A 22,176-nucleotide genomic window follows, 5' to 3' on the forward strand; every position below is an offset into this window, starting at 1 on the left:
TTGAAATAAACCAACAGTGCCAAAGCACTGTTGGTTATATATTATTCTACGGTTACAGATTTAGCCAAATTACGTGGTTTATCTACGTCTGCACCGCGTGTAATTGCTGCATAATACGCCAATAGTTGCAATGGTACAACTGCTAAGATTGGAGCGATAAATTTATTCGCACGAGGCACATAAATTGTGTGGTCTACGTGTTTAGATAATTCTTCGTCACCTTTCATGCCAATACCGATTACAATAGCTTCACGAGCTTTTACCTCTCGGATGTTGCTGATCATCTTATCGTAAACATCCTCTTGTGTAGCCAATGCGATAACAGGTACGCCCTCTTCGATAAGAGCCAATGTACCATGTTTCAATTCGCCACCAGCATATGCTTCAGCGTGGATGTAAGAAATTTCTTTCAACTTCAAAGCACCTTCCATCGCTACTGCATAGTCGATAGCACGGCCCAAGAAGAATGCATCAGATTTGAAGCCATAATGTTTAGCAAAGGCTTTCATATCTTCGTCTACTTCAAAGATTTCATGAATCAAGGATGGTAAGTTTTTAACCCCGCTAAGAATTTCTTCGGCTAAGGCTGGATTCAATTTACCATTTAATTGACCTAGGTATACGGCGAATAACAAGCCCGCTACTAATTGAGTAGTGTACGCTTTTGTGGACGCTACAGAAATTTCAGGGCCAGCCCATGTGTAAACTTTGTTATCTGCTTCACGAGAAATGCTGGAACCAACAACATTGGTAATGGCCAAGGATTTGGCACCAAGGCGTTTAGCTTCTTTCAAAGCCGCCAATGTATCGGATGTTTCACCGGATTGACTAATAACGATACATAATGTTTTATCATCAGTCAACGGGTTGCTGTAACGGTATTCAGATGCTATTTCCACATCAACTGGAATACGCGCCAAGTTTTCAATATATTGTTTTGTTACAAGACCTGCATGGTATGCAGTACCGCATGCAACGATGAGAATTTTATTGAAAGCGGCTACATCTTCAGCAGTCCAATTTAGCTCATCAAAAATTGCTGTTTTACCATCTTCAGCGATATGTGTACCGAATGTATCGCGAACAGCTTTAGGTTGATCATGAATCTCTTTCAACATGAAATGCTCATAACCACCTTTTTCTGCTGCTTCCGCATTCCAGTTTACATGGAATACTTCTTTATCAACAGGGTTACCTTCACGGTCGAATACGGATACATTATCACGAGTTACGATAGCTAATTCACCATCGCTCAAGATGTATGTATCACGTGTGTAGTTAATGATAGCTGGAATATCGGATGCTACAAAGTTTTCACCTTTGCCAAGGCCGATAACCAATGGGTTTTCTTTTTTAGTACAAATTATTTTATCTGGCTCATCGGAGCAGATGATTTCGAGAGCATACGCACCATCAACACGAGCTAGCATGCGGCGTACTGTGCCCACGAAATCGCCATCGTACATATCCTCTAACAAATGAGCTACAACTTCTGTATCAGTTTCAGATTTGAAATGGTACCCTTTTGCAATAAGCTCTTCTTTTAAAGGCATGTAGTTTTCAATAATGCCGTTGTGTACAACAGCAAATTTACCATCTTCAGATGCATGAGGGTGGGCGTTCATGTCGGATGGACGACCGTGTGTAGCCCAACGTGTATGACCAATGCCTACAGTTCCTTCATTAGGATCTGCTTTCACAACTGCCTCAAGATTAGCAAGACGGCCAACCTTCTTTTGAATTTTAATTACATTTTCAGGGCCGATAACAGCAATACCTGCAGAGTCATAACCACGGTATTCTAACTTTGCCATACCGTCCAACAAGAAATCAGATGCTTGATTAAAGCCAATGTATCCTACGATACCGCACATACGTATATCCTCCTATAACTGGGGGTATTTCTAGCCCCAGCAAAAACTAAGGCTAACTAATTAATGTTCTAGATTAATATTCTATTTAATGTATTAAATATTAGTTCAATACAATCCATTCAGATATACTTTGTCCCCATCGTTACCGATGGGCTTTTTAATACCTGTTACGACATGAATATGCCGGAAGAGCATCCGCTGATGACTCGATCACTCTTCACCTCGTCTACCCTAACGACTGCCTTCGCGGGTACTTGCGCTATTCGCCTTTACGAATTTGGAATTCCTTTCTGTGATATACGGCAGAATCAGTACAAAATAAAATATGTACTGACGTATATTATACTAAAAAAATCGATAAAAAGTAAACCACCACAGATAATTCAAAAAGAATAGAAAAGATTGTTTCTATGCTTCACGTCCTTTTCATTGTAAGAAATTATACTTCTATCATTCTAAATTTTACACAATTAGATTTTGTTGTATTTTCAAAATGTTGTATATAATTTGGGAGATGATAATCATGAATAAAACAACTATAAAGAAGCAACATAAAATTAAAAAGAACAGTTTGTCATATAGAAAATTGCGTCGTTGGGTATTACCTGCAGTCCTTGGTGCAGCTCTGTCGACATTAGCGGTTATCCCAACCTTAGCCGCAGAGACTCAAACTAGTACTAACGTAGCAGTTGTAACCTCAACAGAACAAACTAAAACAGTACCATCCGCACAAGGAAGCACACCTCCAAGCGGTGCACCTCACGGCAAACCACCTGCAGGTCAATCACCTACAGGCACGTCTAACCAAATACCTCCAAATGGAAATCCTCCTTCTGGCACTCCTAACGGTATGCCTCCAATGGCTATGCAGAATGGAGCCCCTAATGGAATGGCACCACAAGTTGAAGTAGATCCTAGTACTTTTAAAGGCACAACTATCGTTACAGAAAACAAATCCATTGCTCACGAATCGATGACAAACACAACGGCTGATCAGAATGCTTTCATCGGTAAAAATAAAGCGGTAATTGATATTGAAAATAGCGTTTTCGATAAAACAGGCGACACTACAAGCGATGACAACAGCAATTTCCGCGGTCAAAATGCAGTAGTCCTCGGTATCGAGGGTAGCCAAATTAACATCAAAGGTAGCAATATTACATCTAATTCTAAAGGGTCTAACGCAGTCTTTGCCACTGGTGAAGGCTCTGTTATCAACGTAGAAAACACTAATATTCACACAAAAAGCGATTCCTCTCGTGGCTTAGATGCCACTTACAAAGGCACTGTAAATGGCAAAAATCTAACTATCACCACTGAAGGTGCTCATTCTGCCACACTTGCTACAGATCGCGGAGAAGGCACTATCACCGCAGAAGCAGCCAAACTTACAACATCTGGCGAAGGCAGTCCTGTTATCTACTCCACGGGTAATATTATAGTGAACAATGTCAACGGCATAGCGAATAACAGTGAAATTGGCGTCGTAGAAGGTAAGAACTCCATTACCCTTACAAACTCCAATGTAACAGGCTACAAAGATAATGGTTTCATGCTATATCAAAGCTTCTCTGGTGATGCTGAAAGTGGTATTGCTCGTCTGAAAGCAGAGAATAATACACTTACAACTCACGCTACAGGTGCGTTCCTCTATGTAAACAACACTACTGCTGAAGTAGACCTGTCTAACAATGCCATCTCTATGCCGAACACTTCTACCCTAGTGAAAGCAGCTGCCGACTCCCGTTGGGGAAAAACTGGTGAGAACGGCGGTCATCTTACACTCCGCACATCTAATCAAGAACTAAGCGGTAATATTATGGCTGATTCAATCAGTACCATCGCTCTAGACATGACAAATGGATCTAGCCTTGTAGGCGCTGTAAACACAGACAATGCTGCTAAAGAAGTAACTGTAAAACTCAGCAAAGACTCCAATTGGATACTCACAGGCGACAGCTATGTAAAATCCTTGAACAACGAAGACACAACCGGCAGTAACATTCACTTAAATGGATACAAACTCGTTGTGGCTGATAAATAATAATAAAAGCACTACTTTGAATTATTCCAATCCAAAGTAGTGCTATTCTTTTTCAATCAAAACTATAAAACTTCAACTATATAAATATTCTTTAGCCCTATCACTATGAAGTTAGCGTATTATAAGTTATGAGTTAAACAGTCTATCAAATAGCAGCCATATATAGGCCACAGTTTTAATTCAACCATAGGCTTGTAGTTTTCATCTTTAATTTTATGTTCCAACAAATTTAGATTCTCTAAATCATCTTCCCAGCTTTTGATATAGTCCTGCTTTTCTTCTTCGCTATCAAAGTCTTCGTCCATTTTTGCATTTTCAATGCATGCCAATATTTCTGTTCGTTGCTTGTCCACTTCACGATGGAACATATCATGTTGATTCATAATCCAAAGACCAAAGTAATAAGGGCCATCACTTAAATCACAGTGCTCTTTAGCCTTTTCACATTCATCTAAAAATAGGCCATACTCATCTAATATATAATAGGCGTCAATGATATCTAACTCAAAAACTTCATCATTACTTAAATGATATGCTACATCGCCTCCAAGCTTAATTTGCTTCAAACGATCAAGGGCTTGCTTTTTATTACCTAAATACACATCACAATAAGTAATACAAACTAGTAACCTCATCCTATTTTGATAGCTTTTTAATAACTCTTCAAAAATGACCTTTGCTTTCTCATATTGCTTAAGCTCAAATAAACACACTGCATAGCCAAAGTTCATTTCATAACCATCGGATACTGTTCTTCCCTTTTCAAAAGCATGTAAACTTCTCTTTAAGTCCTCTGCAGAACCTTTCTCTCTATAAACTGAAAAATGATATAAAGCCAAACCTCTGTAAGTCTCTATATATGGAGAATTGAGCTTTACAGCTGCAGATAGATAGTCATATTCTTTTATATTTCCCTCATCGGTATAATAAAAAGCTAGATTAGTATAAACTCTTGCTTTATCGGTATCACTCAGTTCATCTATATATTTTCTGAGAAACTCTTCTAATAGTTGTATTGAATTTTCTTCATGCCTCAACACCTGTTCAACAGTTGCTAAAGTACAGACCACATCCACATCATTTGAATACTCACACATCAAAGTAATTAAATACGTTCTAAAACGCTCTGCGTATTTCTTTAGCACATCATAATCACTAAATATAGACGCATTATATGTAGCTTCATATTCTAATTTAAGATTTTCCCAATACTCTTTTATAGCAAGCTTCATATTACACCTTTACTATCACCGAACATGTTTTAGAGCATATGTTTATAATAACATAAGTTATAAGTTATTACTTATATACTTTTATGCCTATAATAACGCCGCTCATATAAATTCAAACTATACAAAAAGATTTCCTTTAGTCTCTAGCTAGTTCTAATTGCATAAAAGCAACCCTCTATTAGATATTCTAAAAATGAATAAAATATCTAATAGAGGGTTATTTTACTAAAACAAAAGACTATATTATGCTCTATCAATAGAAATTAAAGCCGCATTTTTTGCATGTATCAATGTAGTATCAAATAAAGGTATATCCGTATCATCTTGTTTAATAAGTAGCCCAATTTCAGTACAGCCTAAGATAACACCTTGTACACCAGATTTTACCAAATCACCAATAATATCTAAGTATTGTTGTTTAGATTCATTAGAAATAACACCTAAACACAATTCATTATATATAATATCATTCACAAGTTCGACTTGATCTTCGTTAGGTATAACAACATGAATCCCCCGATTTTCCAAGATACATTTATAAAAATCTTGTTGCATCGTGTACTTGGTACCGAGTAGACCTACCTTTGTAATACCTGATTTTTCCAACTCTACTGCAGTCATTTCCGCAATATGAAGAAGTGGAATGTGAATATGTCTTTTTATTTCATCCGCTACTTTATGCATTGTATTCGTGCATATAACAATATAATCAGCACCAGCCTTTTCTAAAGATTGAGCAGCATCGGATAAAATTTCAGCACTTCTGACCCAATCTCCATTTGCTTGACACTTTTCTATCTCTTCAAAATCGACACTATATAAAATACATTTTGCTGAATGTAAGCCACCCAAAACTTGCTTAATAGTTTCATTCAAGACTTGGTAATACGTAATCGTACTTTCCCAGCTCATTCCCCCAATTAAACCTATTGTTTTCATAATTTCACCCTCTAAGCTTAGAATAAACCAAAATAAAAAGATTATTCATTATGATTATTCAATTTTAAATATCACTCATCTCTAAACCTCCTATATATGTTCCTGCAGCGACTTTACGTAGGACGGAGCAAAGGGACATATATAGGAGGGGATACCTTTAATATCAAATTGTAGAATGGATTCACAATTATTAAAATCCATAGGATTAATCTCAGTAAAGATGGTTTCTCGCTGTGGATTTTGCTTTCCGAAATCTTACACTCGGAACAAAGTGATGTGTGGGCTTCATCGTCGCAAGCTCCTCTGCCGCCTCACACCCTACTTTTATTCAGCCAACCCTTGTTCTCTACCGATAATATCAGCAATTTCTTGGCACAGGGATTGTAGTTCTTCTTGGTTAGGACCTTCAGCCATGACACGAATGAGTGGTTCTGTCCCGGATGCACGTACTAAAACGCGACCTTCATCACCAAGTTCTCCTTCAGCTGTTACGATAGCAGCTTTGATGAGGTCATTGTCTTCCCAGCCAGTTTTTGTAGCTACACGAACATTTACAAGAACTTGTGGGTATTTTGTCATAATGCCGGCCAATTCAGAAAGAGGTTGCTTTTTCTCCTTCATAAGAGCTGCCACTTGAACAGCTGTTAACATGCCGTCACCAGTGGTATTGTGATCTAAAAAGATTACGTGACCAGATTGTTCACCACCAACGGAAAGATTATGTTCACGCATGTATTCCAATACATATCGATCACCAACAGCAGTGGAAACTGTTTTCATACCAAGTTCTTCTGCTGCTTTATGGAATCCAATATTACTCATAACGGTACCAACTATGGTATCCCCTTTAAGTTTGCCTTCTTCTTTCAACTTAAGGGCACATAGCAACATGATTTGATCACCATCGAGGACTTGACCTTTTTCATCAACCAATAAACAGCGGTCAGCATCGCCATCATTAGCAATACCAAGGTCTGCATTATGTTGTTGTACGGCTACTTGTAAGCCTTCAATATGTGTGGAACCACAATGATGATTGATATTCAAACCATCTGGATTCACGTTAATATTGATGACTTTAGCCCCTAGTCCAGACAAAATTTCCGGACCTACACTGGATGCTGCGCCATTAGCACCATCATAAACGATAGTCAACCCTTCAAGGGACGTATCGATTGTGTGACGTACAAAATGAGCATATAAATGAGCCAAGTTACTATTGAACTCAATTTTACCAATACCATCACCCGTAGGACGCGCCAATTCATTATCTGCGCTTTGACGAACATATTTTTCCAATTCATCTTCCACTTCATCAGGTAATTTATAGCCATTACCATCAAAGAATTTAATGCCATTATCTGGATATGGATTGTGAGATGCAGAAATAACAGCACCCGCATCAAAACCTTGTTGACGTACAAGGTACGCTACTGCTGGAGTTGGGATAACGCCTGCAATTACTACATTGCCACCAACAGAGCAAATGCCCGCCGCTAATGCACTTTCAAGCATAGAACCAGAAATCCGTGTATCGCGACCAATCAAGAACGTAGGGTGATCCTTTTTCTTACCAAAATGCGTTCCTGCCGCACGACCTAAATGATAGGCTAATTCCGGCGTTAAAAACTCATTAACAACACCACGTACACCATCTGTACCAAATAAACGAGCCATAATTATCCTCCTCTAAGGATTTGTGAAAGTTTCACAAGTCTATATATCTACCGTGTGTATCATTTCAATAATTACTGTTGTGTATTATATCATAATATAGAAAGCATACCTACTATAAAGTCACATCTATATTACATAAATAGTATGAATCTATACTGTAATTCAATTCATCAGTATAATTCCCCACTAATTAGGTTTTGCGTATTTTGCCATACATAAAATGGCTGTTTCCGCACCATCAAGGGCAGCACTCATAATTCCCCCTGCATAGCCAGCCCCCTCACCCATAGGATAGAAACCTCCTACAGTAGGAGAAATGCGCTCTTCATTGCGTCCCATACGGAGCGGCGCAGAGGTACGCGTTTCAACGCCTGTCATACACACCGCAGGATCATCAAACCCTCGGATGCGACGCCCCCAGTATGGCAAGGCCCGCTCTAATACGGATGTGACGAATGATGGCAAGCAATCATGTAAATCGCAATTTACAATACCTGGCTCGTAACTATATATACTATTTTGTACGCTAGGTGCCTGTGAAAGTCCTAAAAACTGCCCTACAGTTTGTGCTGGCGCATGGAAGTTAGAACCGCCCAACTCATAGGCTTTGCGTTCCCATTCTCGTTGAAATGAAACGCCATCTAATGGATGAGTACCAAAGTCATCTGGACCTACGTTGACTACGATAGCACTATTAGCAACACCGCTATCCCGAGCGTATAAACTCATGCCATTTACGACAACGCCACCCTCTTCAGAAGCAGATGCTACTACTTGACCTCCTGGGCACATACAGAAGCTATATGCAGTACGGCCTGATTCTTTATCGTGGTATACGAGAGAATATTCTGCTGCACCGAGGCCCAAACTAGATGGTTCTACACCATATTGGGACTCATCGATTACAGCCTGATCATGCTCAATACGAACACCGATAGCAAATGGTTTTGCCGTCATTTCCACATTACGTTTATAAAGCATTTCATATGTGTCACGTGCACTATGGCCTACACCAGACAAAACAACAGTCGTATCAATACGCTCACTACCATTAACTTCAACGCCTACGATACGGTCATTTTCAATAAATAAATCCGTTACCTTAGAACCAAAGCGGACTTCACCGCCCCATTCGATGATGCGCTCACGCATGGCTTTTACCATGGTACGCAATTTATCTGTACCTACATGAGGTTTATGTTTATATAAAATTTCTTCAGGCGCACCAAACTCTACAAAGTATTTAGATATTTCATGTAACCGCGGATGGGTAATGCGAGTTGTCAACTTACCATCGGAAAAAGTTCCTGCGCCGCCTTCCCCAAATTGTACGTTGGACTCAGGCTTAAATATGCCCTTTTTCCAAAATGTCTCTACATCATGACTACGTGTATCTACATCTTGACCGCGTTCAAGCACGATTGGGCGATAGCCTTCACGAGCTAAGTAAAAGGCTGCAAGCATCCCCGCAGGGCCAAAGCCCATAACAACAGGACGATGTGCTAATGGTACAGCCCCCAAAACGATAGGTTCTGGATCTTCTGCAGCAAATACAGATACATCCTTTTCTTTACCAAGCTTTTTCATGACTTGAGCTTCATTATGAACCTCAATGAATAGGGTATATACAAAAACAATGTTTGGCTTCTTACGGGCATCTACGGCACGTCGAACAACATGAATCGTTTCGATAGCACCACGTAACGGGGGATATTTCTTTTCTACAATACTTTTGATATCCGACTTAACCGTAACAGCCACGCGGAGATTTATTATTCTAATCATATCTTTCCTATTAAAGCCTCCCTTTTAGGCGAGCCTACTTCTTTAATCTTTGACCAAAATTCTTTACCACTTGATCTGTAAGAAAATAGTCATACATCTTTATTATACAACACTACTATAAAAGCTAATATATAAATCATAAAAAGGCCCTAATAGAGAAACATTCACTCTATTAGGGTCTTCGTCGCAAGATCTCAAAGCCTCACAAAAAACTTATCATCCATTAAGTACTTTCTTTTGTATTTCTACTTTCACCCGTACCGTTGTGGTATTGCTATTAACCCCATTCGGTAATACTAAATTATAGTTACCCTGTACAGTTTCAGTAGCACCCGATACATCGATAGGTTCCGTTTGTATTTCTGTAACGGAATTAATCATTTCTTCACGCCCTGTAACTGTTAATTGCGTTGGTGTAGCAGACGTGGATTTAACTTCATAACCTTCTGCTACTGTACCAACAGTCGGAACAGTAATAGGAACCGCCTTTTCTTTACGTAATAAGTTGAGTTCATATTGTGCTTGGCCTTGGTTTGGATTAATATGTACATCCAGTACATTACCTGCCGTATCCCAAGCTTCTAAAGTACTAACAGCGCTAAAGTTCTTCGTTTGACCAGCCACATTGACTTTCATCACAACCTTGCTCACTGCATTAACTTGTTGCTTACGACCAGAAACAGTTACCTCTTTCGGCACAATCGTTACCGATTTCAAAGCAATATCATCAGAGAACTTGCCGATTGGAACTATTTCAACAGGAATCGTTTTCTCTGCATATTCATCAACATTGATGGTGATGTTATCTGGTTTAACCTCCACAAGATTCATCCCTACTGGAGGAGTAAAATTAATAGTTACATTATTTTGACCTGGTTTTACACCAGATGCATCAATATAAGCCCGTAAATTATCTGATTTCATAGACATAATGGTATCACGTGGACCAGCCAGAACAACACGGACCACATCTGGTGCATCTTCTATGATATAGCCAGAATTGAGATTTTGAACCTGTACAGGTATTGTATAGGTTACTTCCATCACAGGGTTCTGATCGCGCATAATAAAGAACCACATAACGATAGCTGCTAACAAGGATAATAATTTAGCAGGCCAATTGCGTTTCAAATGAATCATCATTTATTTGCCCTCCATTTCCACATACTAGTAATGGTTTGACGAGGGCGTTCCATAAAGGTGCGCAATGCCTCTTTAATTTGATCCTCTGGTAAATGGCGATAAATATGACCCCCATATGTATAAGAGATGGTCCCTGTTTCCTCACTGACAACGACTACCACAGCGTCTGTTTGCTCAGATAAGCCAATAGCTGCACGGTGACGTGTACCTAGTTCGGTACTCAATGTGCGGTCCTCAGTCAACGGCAACAAGCAGCCCGCTGCACGGATTCGCCCATCACGAATAATCAAGGCCCCATCATGAAGCGGTGTACTAGGAACAAAGATATTTTTAATCAACTCGCGACTCAATACAGCATCGATAAGAATACCAGTATCTACAAAGTCATTGAGACCTACTTCACGTTCAAAAACGATAAGTGCCCCCGTATGTTCGCGAGACATAACGCGAGCTGCAGCCATCACTTCATTAATGGCCATATCCATTTCTTCTTCGTTTACATTTTGTGCCTTGCTGAAAATTCGGCCACGCCCCAATTGTTCTAGAGCACGACGCAATTCAGGTTGGAATACAACGGGTAACGCAAAGAGAAGAACGGTCATACTTTGTTGCAAAATCCAGTTGATAACGTATAGATTTAACAGATGACTCAATAAATTAAAAATTGCCAATATAACGAGACCTTTTAAAAGAGAAACGGCCCGTGTATCTTTAAGCAATTTATATAAATAGTAAATACCAATAGCAACGATTATGATATCAACAATATCAAGAAGCCTAAAGGTATGTATAAGTGCGTCAATATGCATAAAAATAGCTCCTTATACAAAATAATAAGGTACAATCAATTCTTTGACTGTACCTTATATTTTAACTCATTTTGAGAGTACTGTAAATTTATAAACAAACGCTGAATGAGATTTTTATTAGATGTTTTGTGTTTCAATCCAAACATCCATTTGGCCCCCACAAACCATGCCTTCTTTAACAGCTACGTCATCATCGAGATGAACATCGATACGACGGTGAGCTTCTTTTTTATTCAAAGAGTCCACCGCACTTAGGCGGATTTCATTTTCCGCACGTCCGCCGCCGATAGTACCAAAAATAGATCCATCTGGAAATACAACCATAGATGTACCAGCTTTACGAGGTGTGGATCCACAGGTATATAAAATAGTGGCTACTGCTAAGGTTTCGTTTTTACGTTCACTAAGGTATTCAATAAACTCACGATTCATGGATCACTCTACCTTTCCGCAATGAGCCGCCTTTTTTTCCACGCACCACTGCCAAATATTCACTAACGATAGATAATGCAATTTCCTCAGGCGTTTGAGCTCCTAAATCTAGCCCAATAGGCGCATATACCATATCTAACTCATCTTGAGTCCATCCCTGCTCACGCAACACTTCAAAAGCGTGATGGATGCGTTTTTGGCTGCCCATAACGCCCATATAGGTAGGCAAGTACCCTCGTAATTGTTCTAAGCATATATTATCGTACTCATGAGCACGTGTCACAATGATAAAACCAGTATATTCATCAAGAGGTAAATCGTTCTTGAAGTTTTCTAAAGGTAAGCATTTACGTATGACACGTTCATCAAAGAATTCAGGAACTACATATTCTGGACGGTCATCTACGACTGTAACACGACATCCAATAAACAGCAGCAAATCTGTAATCGCTCGGCTAACATGACCTGCGCCTAATACGAGAACTGACGGATCATTTTCTACAGGTTGTACGAAACACTCCATTTCGCCTACCATGCATAGAGAATTTAGCTTTGCTTTATCTACAGTAAACCCTTCAATAGGAGTTCCGTATAGAACCCTTCCATCTTCAGCATAAATAGTCTTATCCCCTTGACGAGGACCGGATAGAACAGTAACCATCACAGTAGTTTCAGTAACCTGTAGACGATCTTTCATCACATCATAAATTGTTTCCATCTAGATTCCTTTCATAATCCCAAGCGGTAACAGCCTCTAATACACCTCCACCGACAGCAAGGGATTTATCTGAAATACTATAGCAATGAGACTCTTCACAACGAGCATCCACATCAGCCAACTTAAAATGATCTGATACGATGAGCCCACTTTTTAAAATGCCTCGTAGAATACCTGTAATTTTCGCTCTTACTGGTTCTTCATCAACATAACCAATTACTTCATTAGCTTGTACAGAATCCCCAATATGACGTTTTGCTGTAAATAGTCCAGCCTTTGGAGAATGAATAACGCGCTCATGAGTGTAGCCACCTACATTTCCAGGGATACCTGTATTAGGTTGAGCTGGTCCATCATAGATACAGCGACCTAATGAATGACCACGCATCGTTTCAATGACTACATCTACATCTTCTCCAGCAATAAATCCAGGGCCCACACCGATAACTAGATCTGCATCATCCCGTTTTGTACCAAGATTCTTTTTACTCAAAATAGCATCGACTACAATCTCTGGTTTTAAAGTGTCCAATAATTCCTCATATGAGCTAGTGACAACGGGGATGATTTCCTGTGCCAATGTATCCTTCACTTCACTAAGAGACACATGACGAGCAACAAAACGTTCCAAAATCATTTCTCCACGATGAACCGCATTACCGTAACATACTTCGCGGCGAATCATGGTAGGAATCGCTATTTCACTAATTACAACGGGATAGCCCGCCCGTCTCAATCTATATACAGCGCCGGAAGCAATGTCTCCGCCTCCACGCATAAGTACCAATGGTTTCATAATGCCTCACTTTCACGATGTTTCAAACGCTCAAAATCATCGGGTGTATCGATATCGTCGCCAATATCATCACTAATCCATAATTTCACGACATGGGCTTTACCATCACCATGAATAATGGTCTTACCCCCTTGATCCCCTTGAATCTGTTGTAAATAATCAAACCAATGAGAACCAAAGAGAACGGGATTTCCCGAGTGATAATTTGCCCCATAATGTGGAACGACGATAGTTTTCGGATGAAAGTTTTCATTAAACGCACGAATGACCTCGTGTACAACAGCACTCGTCAGAAGTGGTTGATCTCCTACTGAACAGAGAATACCGTCTAGCGGTATGGATAACGTATTCATCAAATGACGTACTCCCATCGCTATGGATACGCCTTGCCCTAGTTCAGGATGGTCATTTCGAATGGCTTCAAAACCATAGTTTGTGACAATTGGTTCTAATTTCTCATGATCATCACCAGTAACTGCCACAAAAGGTAGCTTACAGGACATAGTAGAAGCTACCTGTCCACCCCATCCACCTTGAAGAGCCCCACAGACCGCATCTAGAACAGTCTTACCACGCCAGGGCAAGAGCTGCTTATTACATCCCATGCGCTTGGATTGCCCTCCCACAAGGAGGACAATGCCAATATGCAAAGGATGACGGTCTATGGGGTCTCTCATGGGACTAAAAGCGGTGTTACAATTTGCTTTCATAATAGTCATGAGTACCTACCGACATTGAATAATGCGACGGATTTCACAACTTGCTTTATATCCATCAGCCAAAATGATAGCCGTAATATCACTATCAACAATATGATCAATAAAATCATCGATAATGCGATGTTGCACTGTTTCATAACCAGTACAGAATAATATTTTCTTACCTCTACTGTATTGGAATAAACCTTGCCTATGTAAAACAAGATCAGCCAACATACGAGGAGTTACAATAGCCCCCATATCGCGTTTTACAATATCTTGAACAAGCTCGATATTATGTACGTGCTCATCATCTAATGGGGCCCCTAGCATTTGTAGATTCACGAGGCCAATCGTAGTCTTTGTAAGAGATGGAATGACAGGTTCGGTCGTCTTAGGTGCCTTGAGCCATTTTTCCTTCGCCCCATCTGCTTCTACAACAATTTGCCAATTGGGATGTAACTTGGATAAACCATCGATAAGATCACAATCTAAGGAGTCTACTTTTGTTCCTGTAATTCCAGCGAACCACGCACCACAATAGCCATGTAAAAGTCGGTCAGTACAATACTCATCAGCTTCATTAATATTATGAGTATAAATCGGTTCATAATGAGCCACCTGAGACTCATAAAGTCGAGTCGTAGTCGTAACTACGATGGGCTGACCTTTCAGCCGTCCATATTCTACTAGTTTTGAAAGCACAGTCGTTTTACCGCCTGCCCCAACAAGGGCAACGATTCCCGGCTGAATCAATCGATTCCAATAGGATGTTTGTGATGTCATAGAACCAGGCCTCCTTAGAAAGTAAAAGGAACTAGAAATCTCTATACTTTATATTTCTCGTCCATAGCCATAAATACCTTCTCAGGTGTCATAGGTAATGTACGAATATCCGCACCAACTGCATTTTTAATGGCATGTTGAATAGCAGGGCACCCCGTATTGATGACAACCTCACCAATAGATTTTGCTCCGAAACCACCTGTAGGCTCGTAAGATTCTACAAAGTCTGTATGTAATTCACCAATATCCTGACGGGTTGGGATTTTATAAGTCATAAGATTGTTTGTTTCCAAGCGACCATTGCTTGAATAGCGTACATCTTCATATAAAGCCATGCCGATAGCTTGTACCACACCACCCTCAACTTGAACACGAGCCAATTTAGGATTGATAACAGTACCACAATCAACACAAGAGTAGAAATGAAGAGGAATAACCTTACCTGTTTGTTTATCTACCTTCACCTCAGCAATAGATGCCATAAATGGAGGTGGGGACGTATGACTGCCCCATGTAGCAAAACCAGACAATTGCTCCGCATTAACACCAACTAATAATTTTGGTGCCAATTGATGGATATCCATTGTTTTAGCACCATCTTTTGTGGTAGCTACAACGCCGTCAAAGTCAACGTTTTCAACGTCAGTTTCAAAGAATTGAGCGAATTTAGCAATAATCTTAGTGCGCAATTCTTCTGCCGCCATCTTAGCAGCAGTACCTGTTACATAGGTTGTACTAGATGCGTAAGACCCTGGATCGAATGGTACGATATCTGTATCTGATTCAATAACAGTCATATATTCCATAGGACAGCCGATTACTTCACAGGCCATTTGAGTCAATACGGTATTAGACCCCATGCCCATATCAGAAGACCCAGTATACAATGTATAATTACCATCGTCACCAAGGCGAATTTCAACGGATGCCACATCGATATTTGCGACACCAGAGCCTTGTAATGCTAAAGCCATGCCAAGTCCACCGCGGTAGCGCTCATCGATATCCCAAGAATGAGGGCGTTCATCCCAACGAGCCATTTCTTTTACGCGATTTACAGTATCTTGAAAAAGACCAGAATCAAGATATTCATCTGGAGCATATACTAAGCTTTGTTCACCTTCCGCTATTAAGTTCTTCTGACGTAATTCAGCTGGATCAATCCCCATCTTATCAGCTAACTGGTTTACTGCACATTCTAATGGCCACAATGCTTCTGTTGCACCATACCCACGGAAAGCACCACCAGGAGTTTGGTTAGTATACACACCCTCTGTACCATAATGAACAGCAGTCGCTTTGTTGTACAAAGGTACAGATTTATGTTCGCCAGCCGTTGTAGTAGTGAAGCAATGAGTTGCATGTGCACCAGCGGCTGTGATGGAGTCCATATCAATAACTTTAATAATGCCATCTTTTGTAGCACCTACACGGATTTTCCATTCACGAGCATGACGTGTAGTAGAGCAAGTTTGTGCTTCTGTACGATCGTATAAGAGATAACAAGGTTTTTTCAATGTCCACGCTACAAAGGCCGTCATAATTTCTGTACAAGCCGTTTGTTTAGAGCCGAAACCGCCGCCGATACGAGGTTTAATAACACGGACTTTTGTGGCCGGAATACCGAGTGCACGAGCGATGTGACGGCGTACATGGAATACGATTTGTGTAGAGGATACGATAACTACACGACCTAGCGCATCTATATATCCAAAGCTTTGGAATGGTTCCATCGCTGTTTGGCGTGTGGCCTGGTCAAAGTATGTACCTTCTGCCACGTAATCACATTTAGCAAGTTCTGCTTCCACATCTCCTACCCGTTTGTGATAGGATACGCAAATATTGCGTTTGTAATCTTGTCCTACAGGGATATTATTGTGAATATCATCTTCAGGATGTACTATAGTTTCATGGTCGATAGCAGTATGCATATCAAGTACAGGTTTCTGTACTTCGTATTCAACCTTGATAAGCGGCATTGCTTTAAGCGCTGTAGCCTCATCTTTTGCTACGATAAGAGCTACTTCGTCTCCAACATAGCGAACTACAGGGTCCAAGATGAGTGCATCATAAGCGGATGGCTCTGGATATGTTTGACCTGCTAATGTGAATCGCGTATTAGGCACATCTTCATAAGTAAAAATAGCTTCTACGCCAGGAATCAATTTGGCTTTAGATGTATCAATAGATTTGATGCGCGCCTGAGCATGAGGGCTACGAAGAGCCTTAATAACGAGCGCATCTTTGGGAACAAAATCGCCAGTATAAGACGGTTTACCAGACAAAATACCTTTGGAGTCAACTTTGTCATAGGATTTTCCAATATGCTTATTCATCATTATAGGCCTCCTTCTAAGAATTTACGAACTCCTCGAAGTTGTGATTCATAACCAGTACAGCGACATAAGTTACCTATGAGGTATTCGCGAATCTCATCATCGCTAGCCTTTGGATTTTTGCGTTTCAAATTAATAGCACTCATCATCATGCCAGTTGTACAAAAGCCACACTGATCTGCGCCTTCACTTGCGATACAAGCCGCTAATAATTCAGCTTCCTCTTGTAAGCCTTCTAATGTAGTAATTTTATGTCCTGGCGCACGAAATGTAGGGTATGCACAGGACAAAATAATTTCGTCATCCACCCATACAGTGCAAAGGCCACAGTTTGTAGTATCACAGCCACAGCGGACACTGTAATAGCCAAGATTACGCAATGTGTCTAGCAACATCTCATCAGTTGGCACATTAACAGTTACATTTTTGTTATTAATATTAAGTACGAGTTCCATTATTGTGCCACCTCCTTAGCTAAGCGTTGAACCATTGCTTTTACCATTTCCATGCGATATTCTTTAGACGCATGAGAGTTAGATTGATACACTAGTTCTTCGGATGCCAATTGACCTGCCTCTTTTGCGGCAGATAATCCTTTTTCTGAAAGCAAGGCACTTGCTTTAACAGCTAATTGAGGTACACCAGGTCTTGTACCGATATACAATTCAACGCCTTTTTCATCATGACGAAGAGCACCTGTCAATAACGGGAAATCACCACGAGAAATGCGAAGGGCTTCAACAGCTACAGCTACATCTACTTTAGGGATGCGAATTTCCACGAGAATATCACGTTCTCTATAAGTCATATAATCTTGCATGGACATACGACCGCCTTTGAAGGTAACGATGTCTGCATGCACTGCCAATAGCGCGGGGATGATATCAGAGAAGCCAAACTTACTTGCTACAGAACCGCCCATGGTAGCAGTATTCCTAAATTGAACGCCAAGAATCTCCTTAACGCCTTTAACTACGGCACCGCCGCAGAATTGTTGTAAAGGCTCAAAGCGTTCCACATCTCCTTGTGTCGCCATAGCGCCAATAACAAACTCCTTATCTTCTTCACGAACATAACGCAAATCAAGACTCGCCATATCAATCACTGATGGCCAAGTTCGTCGTCCTAGACGCAGCCAACAGCCGCCTGCTAGCATAGGAGCAGTTTTGTTCTTTGTGGCTAATTCATAAGCCTCTTCCACCGTCTTCGGTTGTAATACTTTCATAAATGCTAACATAATCTGTCCTCTCAATGGTATACTAATACTAACAGAATTACGGTGCTAACTATAAAAATACAGTTCTCACCAAACTACAAACTTAACAAAAAACTATAGAATCTCGTGCATTTCTTATACTTTTATTTTACCAATTATTTACCACTAAATCTACGATGAAAGATATAAATTTACAGGAAATTTGCAAAGAATTACATATTTATGAATTTGGAATTGCCTCATGGCCACTACCTGAACAGGCCAAAACTATTTTATTTGAAAGCAACCCATGCCCCTTTACTACGGCAGATGTGGAAGCAAGACTACTAGGAACGACTCAGTTTATGCCCAAAAGTGCCATCGTTTGTCTATTCCCGTACCATGTACAACACAAAGGCCATGCCAATCTATCGCGCTATACATGGTCAACAGATTATCACCTGGTCATTAATGAATATTTAGAACGTCTTATTGAAAGATTACAAATAATTGATGACTCGGCTCAGTTCTCTATTCATTGCGACACCTCTCCTTTAGCAGATCGGTACATGGCCTACTTAGCAGGTCTCGGCTTTTACGGAAAGAACAACTGTTTTATCAGCCCTAAATGGGGTTCTTATGTCGTTATTGGTACGATTTTAACAACACTAGAACTCAAACCAAATACCCCTCTTGAGCAGTCCTGTATAGGATGCAATCGTTGTATTACAGCATGCTTAGGCCAATGTTTGGGCCATGACGAATTTAAATTCGCGACTTGTAAAAGCTACTTAACTCAGAAAAAAGGAGAACTTACCGATGAAGAGGAACAGATTCTCGCTAAAACACCACTCGTATTTGGTTGTGATGTGTGCCAAGAGGTGTGTCCTCATAACAAAGATATTCCAACTACGCCCATCCCAGAATTCCAACAGATAGAACCGTATATCAATATAAACGAACTAGAAACACTAACGAACAAAGAATTCAAAGCAAAATACGGTCATCGAGCCTTCTCGTGGCGAGGTAAAAAAATACTAATGAGAAATCAAGAGATTATAGATAGAAAAAATAAACTATAATATTCAATAAAGCATAATAATTAACAAATACGCTTATAATAATTATTATTAAACAAACTAACAAAATTTGATAAAGCATTAGCAACATAATCTACAAATCTTTAAAATCAAAAAGAGACGGCCCAAATGAACTATACCTTCAAAATTGTGTGCAAATTTTGGGGTACAGTTCAAGAAGTCGTCTCTTTTAATAGTTATTTAATTTCGTAATAGTTCAACTCATCCAAACTCTTACCAAGAGCAGGGATATATAATTCAATAAACATATCTACCTCAGGCATATTTAGAGTTTTCAACTTAGCTAAGATAGAATCATGTGCCTCTTTAAACTCATCATTCCCTGCCTTGAGCTCTTTGACGCATTTCATATAGGCTGAAATTGTATCGGCAGCCTTAACGAGAGGCCATTCTGGACTAGTCTCTGCATCAACAAGTATAGGCTTATAAACAGATTGTAACCGGTCTGGCAAGGTTGATAGCATTTTTTCTTGCGCCAAAGTTTCAACCTCACCATACAGTTCACGCAACTTTGGATCAAAATACTTGATTGGTGTCGGCATATCTCCTGTAAAGATTTCACTCACCTCATGATACATAGCTATGACAGCTACCTTATTAATATCTACATTTCCACCGAAGTATTCATTTTTTATAGCTCCCAAATTGTGGGCTACCATAGCCACTTCAAGGCTATGTTCTTGAATATTTTCTATTTCCGTATTTCGCATGAGGCTCCATCGATTGATAAAGCGCATGCGTTTTAAAAATGCAAAAAATGAACTCATATATCCCCCATTACACAATAGGTCCTTAAATTACCCCACGAAGTTTAAAGCCATAATCAAGGAATTGTACCGCTTCATCCCAACGATTATCATCGTTTAACATGACTACAATCATAGTATGGCCCTTACGTGTGGCAGACGCAATCAAACATTCTCCTGCTGCATTTGTAAAACCTGTTTTCAAGCCATTTGCACCAGGATATTTGTTGCGAATGAAGTGGTTTGTAGTACGAATTGTTTCTGGTGCACGGTTTTGGTACGGCACCTTATAGTAATCATTGGCAACTTTGTCACGGAACATTTGGTATTTCATGCCATATGCGGCAATCATCGCTAAATCACGAGCCGTAGAATGGTGACCCTTTTGTGTTAATCCATGAGGATTCAAGAACACACTATTCTTTGCCCCCGCTTTTGCAGCAATGCGAGTCATATCCTTAGCAAATTTATCCACAGAACCACTTACATTTTCGGCTACTACAACGGCCGCATCATTACCACTAGCAACCATCATACCTTCAAGAACACCTTCCAATGTAATCTGATCGCCTACGCGAACCCCAAGGTTTGATTCTTCCATGCTCGTTGCATAGCTACTTATAGTAGCTAATTCATCAAGCTGTGTGCCCTTTAATTCTAAGGCAGTTAACAAGGTGACCATTTTTGTAGTACTAGCTGGATGCATCCACTTATCTGGGTTCTTTGCAAATAAAATTTCTTTTGTATCTGCATCAATTAGGACTACGGCCTCACCAACAGTAGAAGGAGGTGTAATGTATGCAGCTTGAGCAACACTAGCACCTATAAATATGATTCCTATAAAAGTTATGGCCAATACCAATTTCTTATAAAACATATGAATATTCGTCGTTAAAAGTGTCATCACTCTCGTTCTACCTTCCAGTATCTTAACTTTCAAGACTATCATCTAGTGCTACATTTGTAGTAGTTGCTTTCTTTTTTGTCCCTTTAATTTCACCTGTCGATGTATCTACATTTTGAATATATACTACACGTTGAGGATATGGAATATCGATACCATATTTATCAAAGGCATCTTTTACATCAGACATGATGCTATATTGAACATCGAGAAAATCATTCGACTTAACACGAGCATAAGCAGCAATTCGTACAGAATTATCTCCAAATTCAGAAATACCTATTTCCATATTCTTCGGATTAAGGACACGTTTATCTGCTGCAAAAATATTTTTTAAGATTTTTATTGCCTCATGATGATCATTATTATAACCAATGTCAAACGTAAATGGGATAACCCGTTCTGTAGTATAAACAATGTTAGTTACAGCTTGTGATGTAAGAAGAGAGTTAGGTATGTATACATTCTTTTGATCTTTTGTAGTAATAACTGTATACATAAATTGGATTGATTTAACACTGCCGACTACATCACCCACCTGAATAACGTGACCCGCTCTAAAAGGTTTGAAGATAAGAATTAATAAACCAGATGCTAAGTTAGAAAGGTTATTCTGTAAGGCGAGACCAATACCTAAACCAAAAGCACCAAAAGCAGCTATAAAGGATGTTGTAGGAATACCGATTTGGTTTAAGCAAATCAATACTAACCCTACTAGCAAGGCATAATTAATAATTTGAGTGATAAAGCTCATTGCTGCTGAGTCATAGGAAGCTTTTGTCATAATGCGCACTGCAAAAGCTTTTACCCATTTAATAGCATATCGCCCTATCCAAAATAAAATTAGTGCTAATAAGATATTTCCAGCTTGTGCAAAAAACCAGTCCCTTATTTGAATTAATATATTAGCGTCTTTAAAAAGAAATTCAGAAACAGCACTTAAGAAATTAGCCATAGTAACC

The 22,176-nt window shown here is 39.7% G+C and carries 20 protein-coding genes; 2 read left to right on the forward strand and 18 right to left on the reverse strand.

The genetic code is table 11. The annotated features are described in order from the left end of the window. Positions 1 to 41: 41 nt before the first annotated feature. Positions 42 to 1,874 (reverse strand): glutamine--fructose-6-phosphate transaminase (isomerizing), encoded by a 1,833-nt coding sequence (gene glmS / locus ACMKPP_RS03335; RefSeq protein ID WP_008602922.1) that lies wholly within the window; start codon positions 1,872 to 1,874, stop codon positions 42 to 44. 523 nt (positions 1,875 to 2,397) lie between these two features. On the opposite strand from glmS, the gene ACMKPP_RS03340 reads away from it, so the two are divergent. Beyond that, complete coding sequence (locus ACMKPP_RS03340; RefSeq protein ID WP_039965371.1) at positions 2,398 to 3,918, forward strand: proline-rich domain-containing protein; 1,521 nt, start codon at positions 2,398 to 2,400, stop codon at positions 3,916 to 3,918. A gap of 119 nt (positions 3,919 to 4,037) precedes the next feature. Here ACMKPP_RS03340 and ACMKPP_RS03345 read toward each other — a convergent pair whose 3' ends face one another. The 14 genes from ACMKPP_RS03345 to ACMKPP_RS03410 form a co-directional block, all read right to left on the reverse strand. Beyond that, positions 4,038 to 5,150 (reverse strand): hypothetical protein, encoded by a 1,113-nt coding sequence (locus ACMKPP_RS03345; protein WP_008602924.1) that lies wholly within the window; start codon positions 5,148 to 5,150, stop codon positions 4,038 to 4,040. A 243-nt stretch (positions 5,151 to 5,393) separates the two neighbouring features. Beyond that, positions 5,394 to 6,089: an aspartate/glutamate racemase family protein gene (locus tag ACMKPP_RS03350; protein ID WP_004697879.1), complete on the reverse strand. Its 696-nt coding sequence runs from the start codon at positions 6,087 to 6,089 to the stop codon at positions 5,394 to 5,396. A 324-nt stretch (positions 6,090 to 6,413) separates the two neighbouring features. Continuing rightward, on the reverse strand, positions 6,414 to 7,766 hold the full coding sequence (glmM, locus tag ACMKPP_RS03355) for a phosphoglucosamine mutase (protein WP_008602925.1): 1,353 nt from the start codon (positions 7,764 to 7,766) through the stop codon (positions 6,414 to 6,416). Between the two features lie 186 nt (positions 7,767 to 7,952). Beyond that, positions 7,953 to 9,551: an NAD(P)/FAD-dependent oxidoreductase gene (locus ACMKPP_RS03360; RefSeq protein WP_008602926.1), complete on the reverse strand. Its 1,599-nt coding sequence runs from the start codon at positions 9,549 to 9,551 to the stop codon at positions 7,953 to 7,955. Positions 9,552 to 9,767: 216 nt separating this feature from the next. Then, positions 9,768 to 10,694, reverse strand: a complete 927-nt coding sequence (locus ACMKPP_RS03365) for a CdaR family protein (protein ID WP_008602927.1) — start codon at positions 10,692 to 10,694, stop codon at positions 9,768 to 9,770. Continuing rightward, the gene (gene cdaA, locus ACMKPP_RS03370) at positions 10,691 to 11,503 is read right to left on the reverse strand and encodes a diadenylate cyclase CdaA (protein ID WP_008602928.1); all 813 of its coding nucleotides are present in this window, start codon (positions 11,501 to 11,503) and stop codon (positions 10,691 to 10,693) included. Before cdaA ends, ACMKPP_RS03365 begins: the two co-directional genes overlap by 4 nt. A 117-nt stretch (positions 11,504 to 11,620) precedes the next feature. Further along, positions 11,621 to 11,935 (reverse strand): XdhC family protein, encoded by a 315-nt coding sequence (locus tag ACMKPP_RS03375; RefSeq protein WP_004693881.1) that lies wholly within the window; start codon positions 11,933 to 11,935, stop codon positions 11,621 to 11,623. Next, a complete protein-coding gene (locus tag ACMKPP_RS03380; protein WP_008602931.1) occupies positions 11,925 to 12,653 on the reverse strand; it encodes an XdhC family protein in 729 nt (242 codons plus the stop codon). The genes ACMKPP_RS03375 and ACMKPP_RS03380 overlap by 11 nt, the downstream gene beginning before the upstream one ends. Next, on the reverse strand, positions 12,637 to 13,449 hold the full coding sequence (yqeB, locus tag ACMKPP_RS03385) for a selenium-dependent molybdenum cofactor biosynthesis protein YqeB (protein WP_008602932.1): 813 nt from the start codon (positions 13,447 to 13,449) through the stop codon (positions 12,637 to 12,639). The genes ACMKPP_RS03380 and yqeB overlap by 17 nt, the downstream gene beginning before the upstream one ends. Further along, a complete protein-coding gene (locus ACMKPP_RS03390) occupies positions 13,446 to 14,168 on the reverse strand; it encodes a nucleotidyltransferase family protein (RefSeq protein WP_008602934.1) in 723 nt (240 codons plus the stop codon). Before ACMKPP_RS03390 ends, yqeB begins: the two co-directional genes overlap by 4 nt. A 6-nt stretch (positions 14,169 to 14,174) precedes the next feature. After that, positions 14,175 to 14,933: a selenium cofactor biosynthesis protein YqeC gene (yqeC, locus tag ACMKPP_RS03395; RefSeq protein WP_008602936.1), complete on the reverse strand. Its 759-nt coding sequence runs from the start codon at positions 14,931 to 14,933 to the stop codon at positions 14,175 to 14,177. A gap of 41 nt (positions 14,934 to 14,974) precedes the next feature. Continuing rightward, on the reverse strand, positions 14,975 to 17,272 hold the full coding sequence (locus ACMKPP_RS03400) for a xanthine dehydrogenase family protein molybdopterin-binding subunit (RefSeq protein WP_288565613.1): 2,298 nt from the start codon (positions 17,270 to 17,272) through the stop codon (positions 14,975 to 14,977). Beyond that, complete coding sequence (locus ACMKPP_RS03405) at positions 17,272 to 17,724, reverse strand: (2Fe-2S)-binding protein (RefSeq protein ID WP_004693892.1); 453 nt, start codon at positions 17,722 to 17,724, stop codon at positions 17,272 to 17,274. Before ACMKPP_RS03405 ends, ACMKPP_RS03400 begins: the two co-directional genes overlap by 1 nt. Continuing rightward, the gene (locus tag ACMKPP_RS03410) at positions 17,724 to 18,506 is read right to left on the reverse strand and encodes an FAD binding domain-containing protein (RefSeq protein WP_008602942.1); all 783 of its coding nucleotides are present in this window, start codon (positions 18,504 to 18,506) and stop codon (positions 17,724 to 17,726) included. The genes ACMKPP_RS03405 and ACMKPP_RS03410 overlap by 1 nt, the downstream gene beginning before the upstream one ends. A gap of 155 nt (positions 18,507 to 18,661) precedes the next feature. Between ACMKPP_RS03410 and ACMKPP_RS03415 the strand changes: the two genes are divergently transcribed. Next, positions 18,662 to 19,546, forward strand: a complete 885-nt coding sequence (locus ACMKPP_RS03415; protein ID WP_187002517.1) for an epoxyqueuosine reductase — start codon at positions 18,662 to 18,664, stop codon at positions 19,544 to 19,546. 194 nt (positions 19,547 to 19,740) lie between these two features. Here the strand turns inward: ACMKPP_RS03415 and yfbR are convergent, their stop codons facing one another. Genes yfbR through ACMKPP_RS03430 form a run of 3 tightly spaced genes read right to left on the reverse strand, consistent with a single transcriptional unit; the run spans position 19,741 to position 22,169 of the window. Continuing rightward, positions 19,741 to 20,331, reverse strand: a complete 591-nt coding sequence (gene yfbR, locus ACMKPP_RS03420) for a 5'-deoxynucleotidase (protein WP_038125773.1) — start codon at positions 20,329 to 20,331, stop codon at positions 19,741 to 19,743. 25 nt (positions 20,332 to 20,356) lie between these two features. Further along, a complete protein-coding gene (locus tag ACMKPP_RS03425) occupies positions 20,357 to 21,214 on the reverse strand; it encodes a D-alanyl-D-alanine carboxypeptidase family protein (protein WP_221741702.1) in 858 nt (285 codons plus the stop codon). Between the two features lie 25 nt (positions 21,215 to 21,239). Continuing rightward, positions 21,240 to 22,169 (reverse strand): mechanosensitive ion channel family protein, encoded by a 930-nt coding sequence (locus tag ACMKPP_RS03430; protein WP_008602951.1) that lies wholly within the window; start codon positions 22,167 to 22,169, stop codon positions 21,240 to 21,242. Positions 22,170 to 22,176: the final 7 nt, after the last annotated feature.

It is taken from the genome of Veillonella parvula, from assembly GCF_048309325.1.
In the GTDB taxonomy this organism is placed as follows: domain Bacteria; phylum Bacillota; class Negativicutes; order Veillonellales; family Veillonellaceae; genus Veillonella; species Veillonella parvula_T.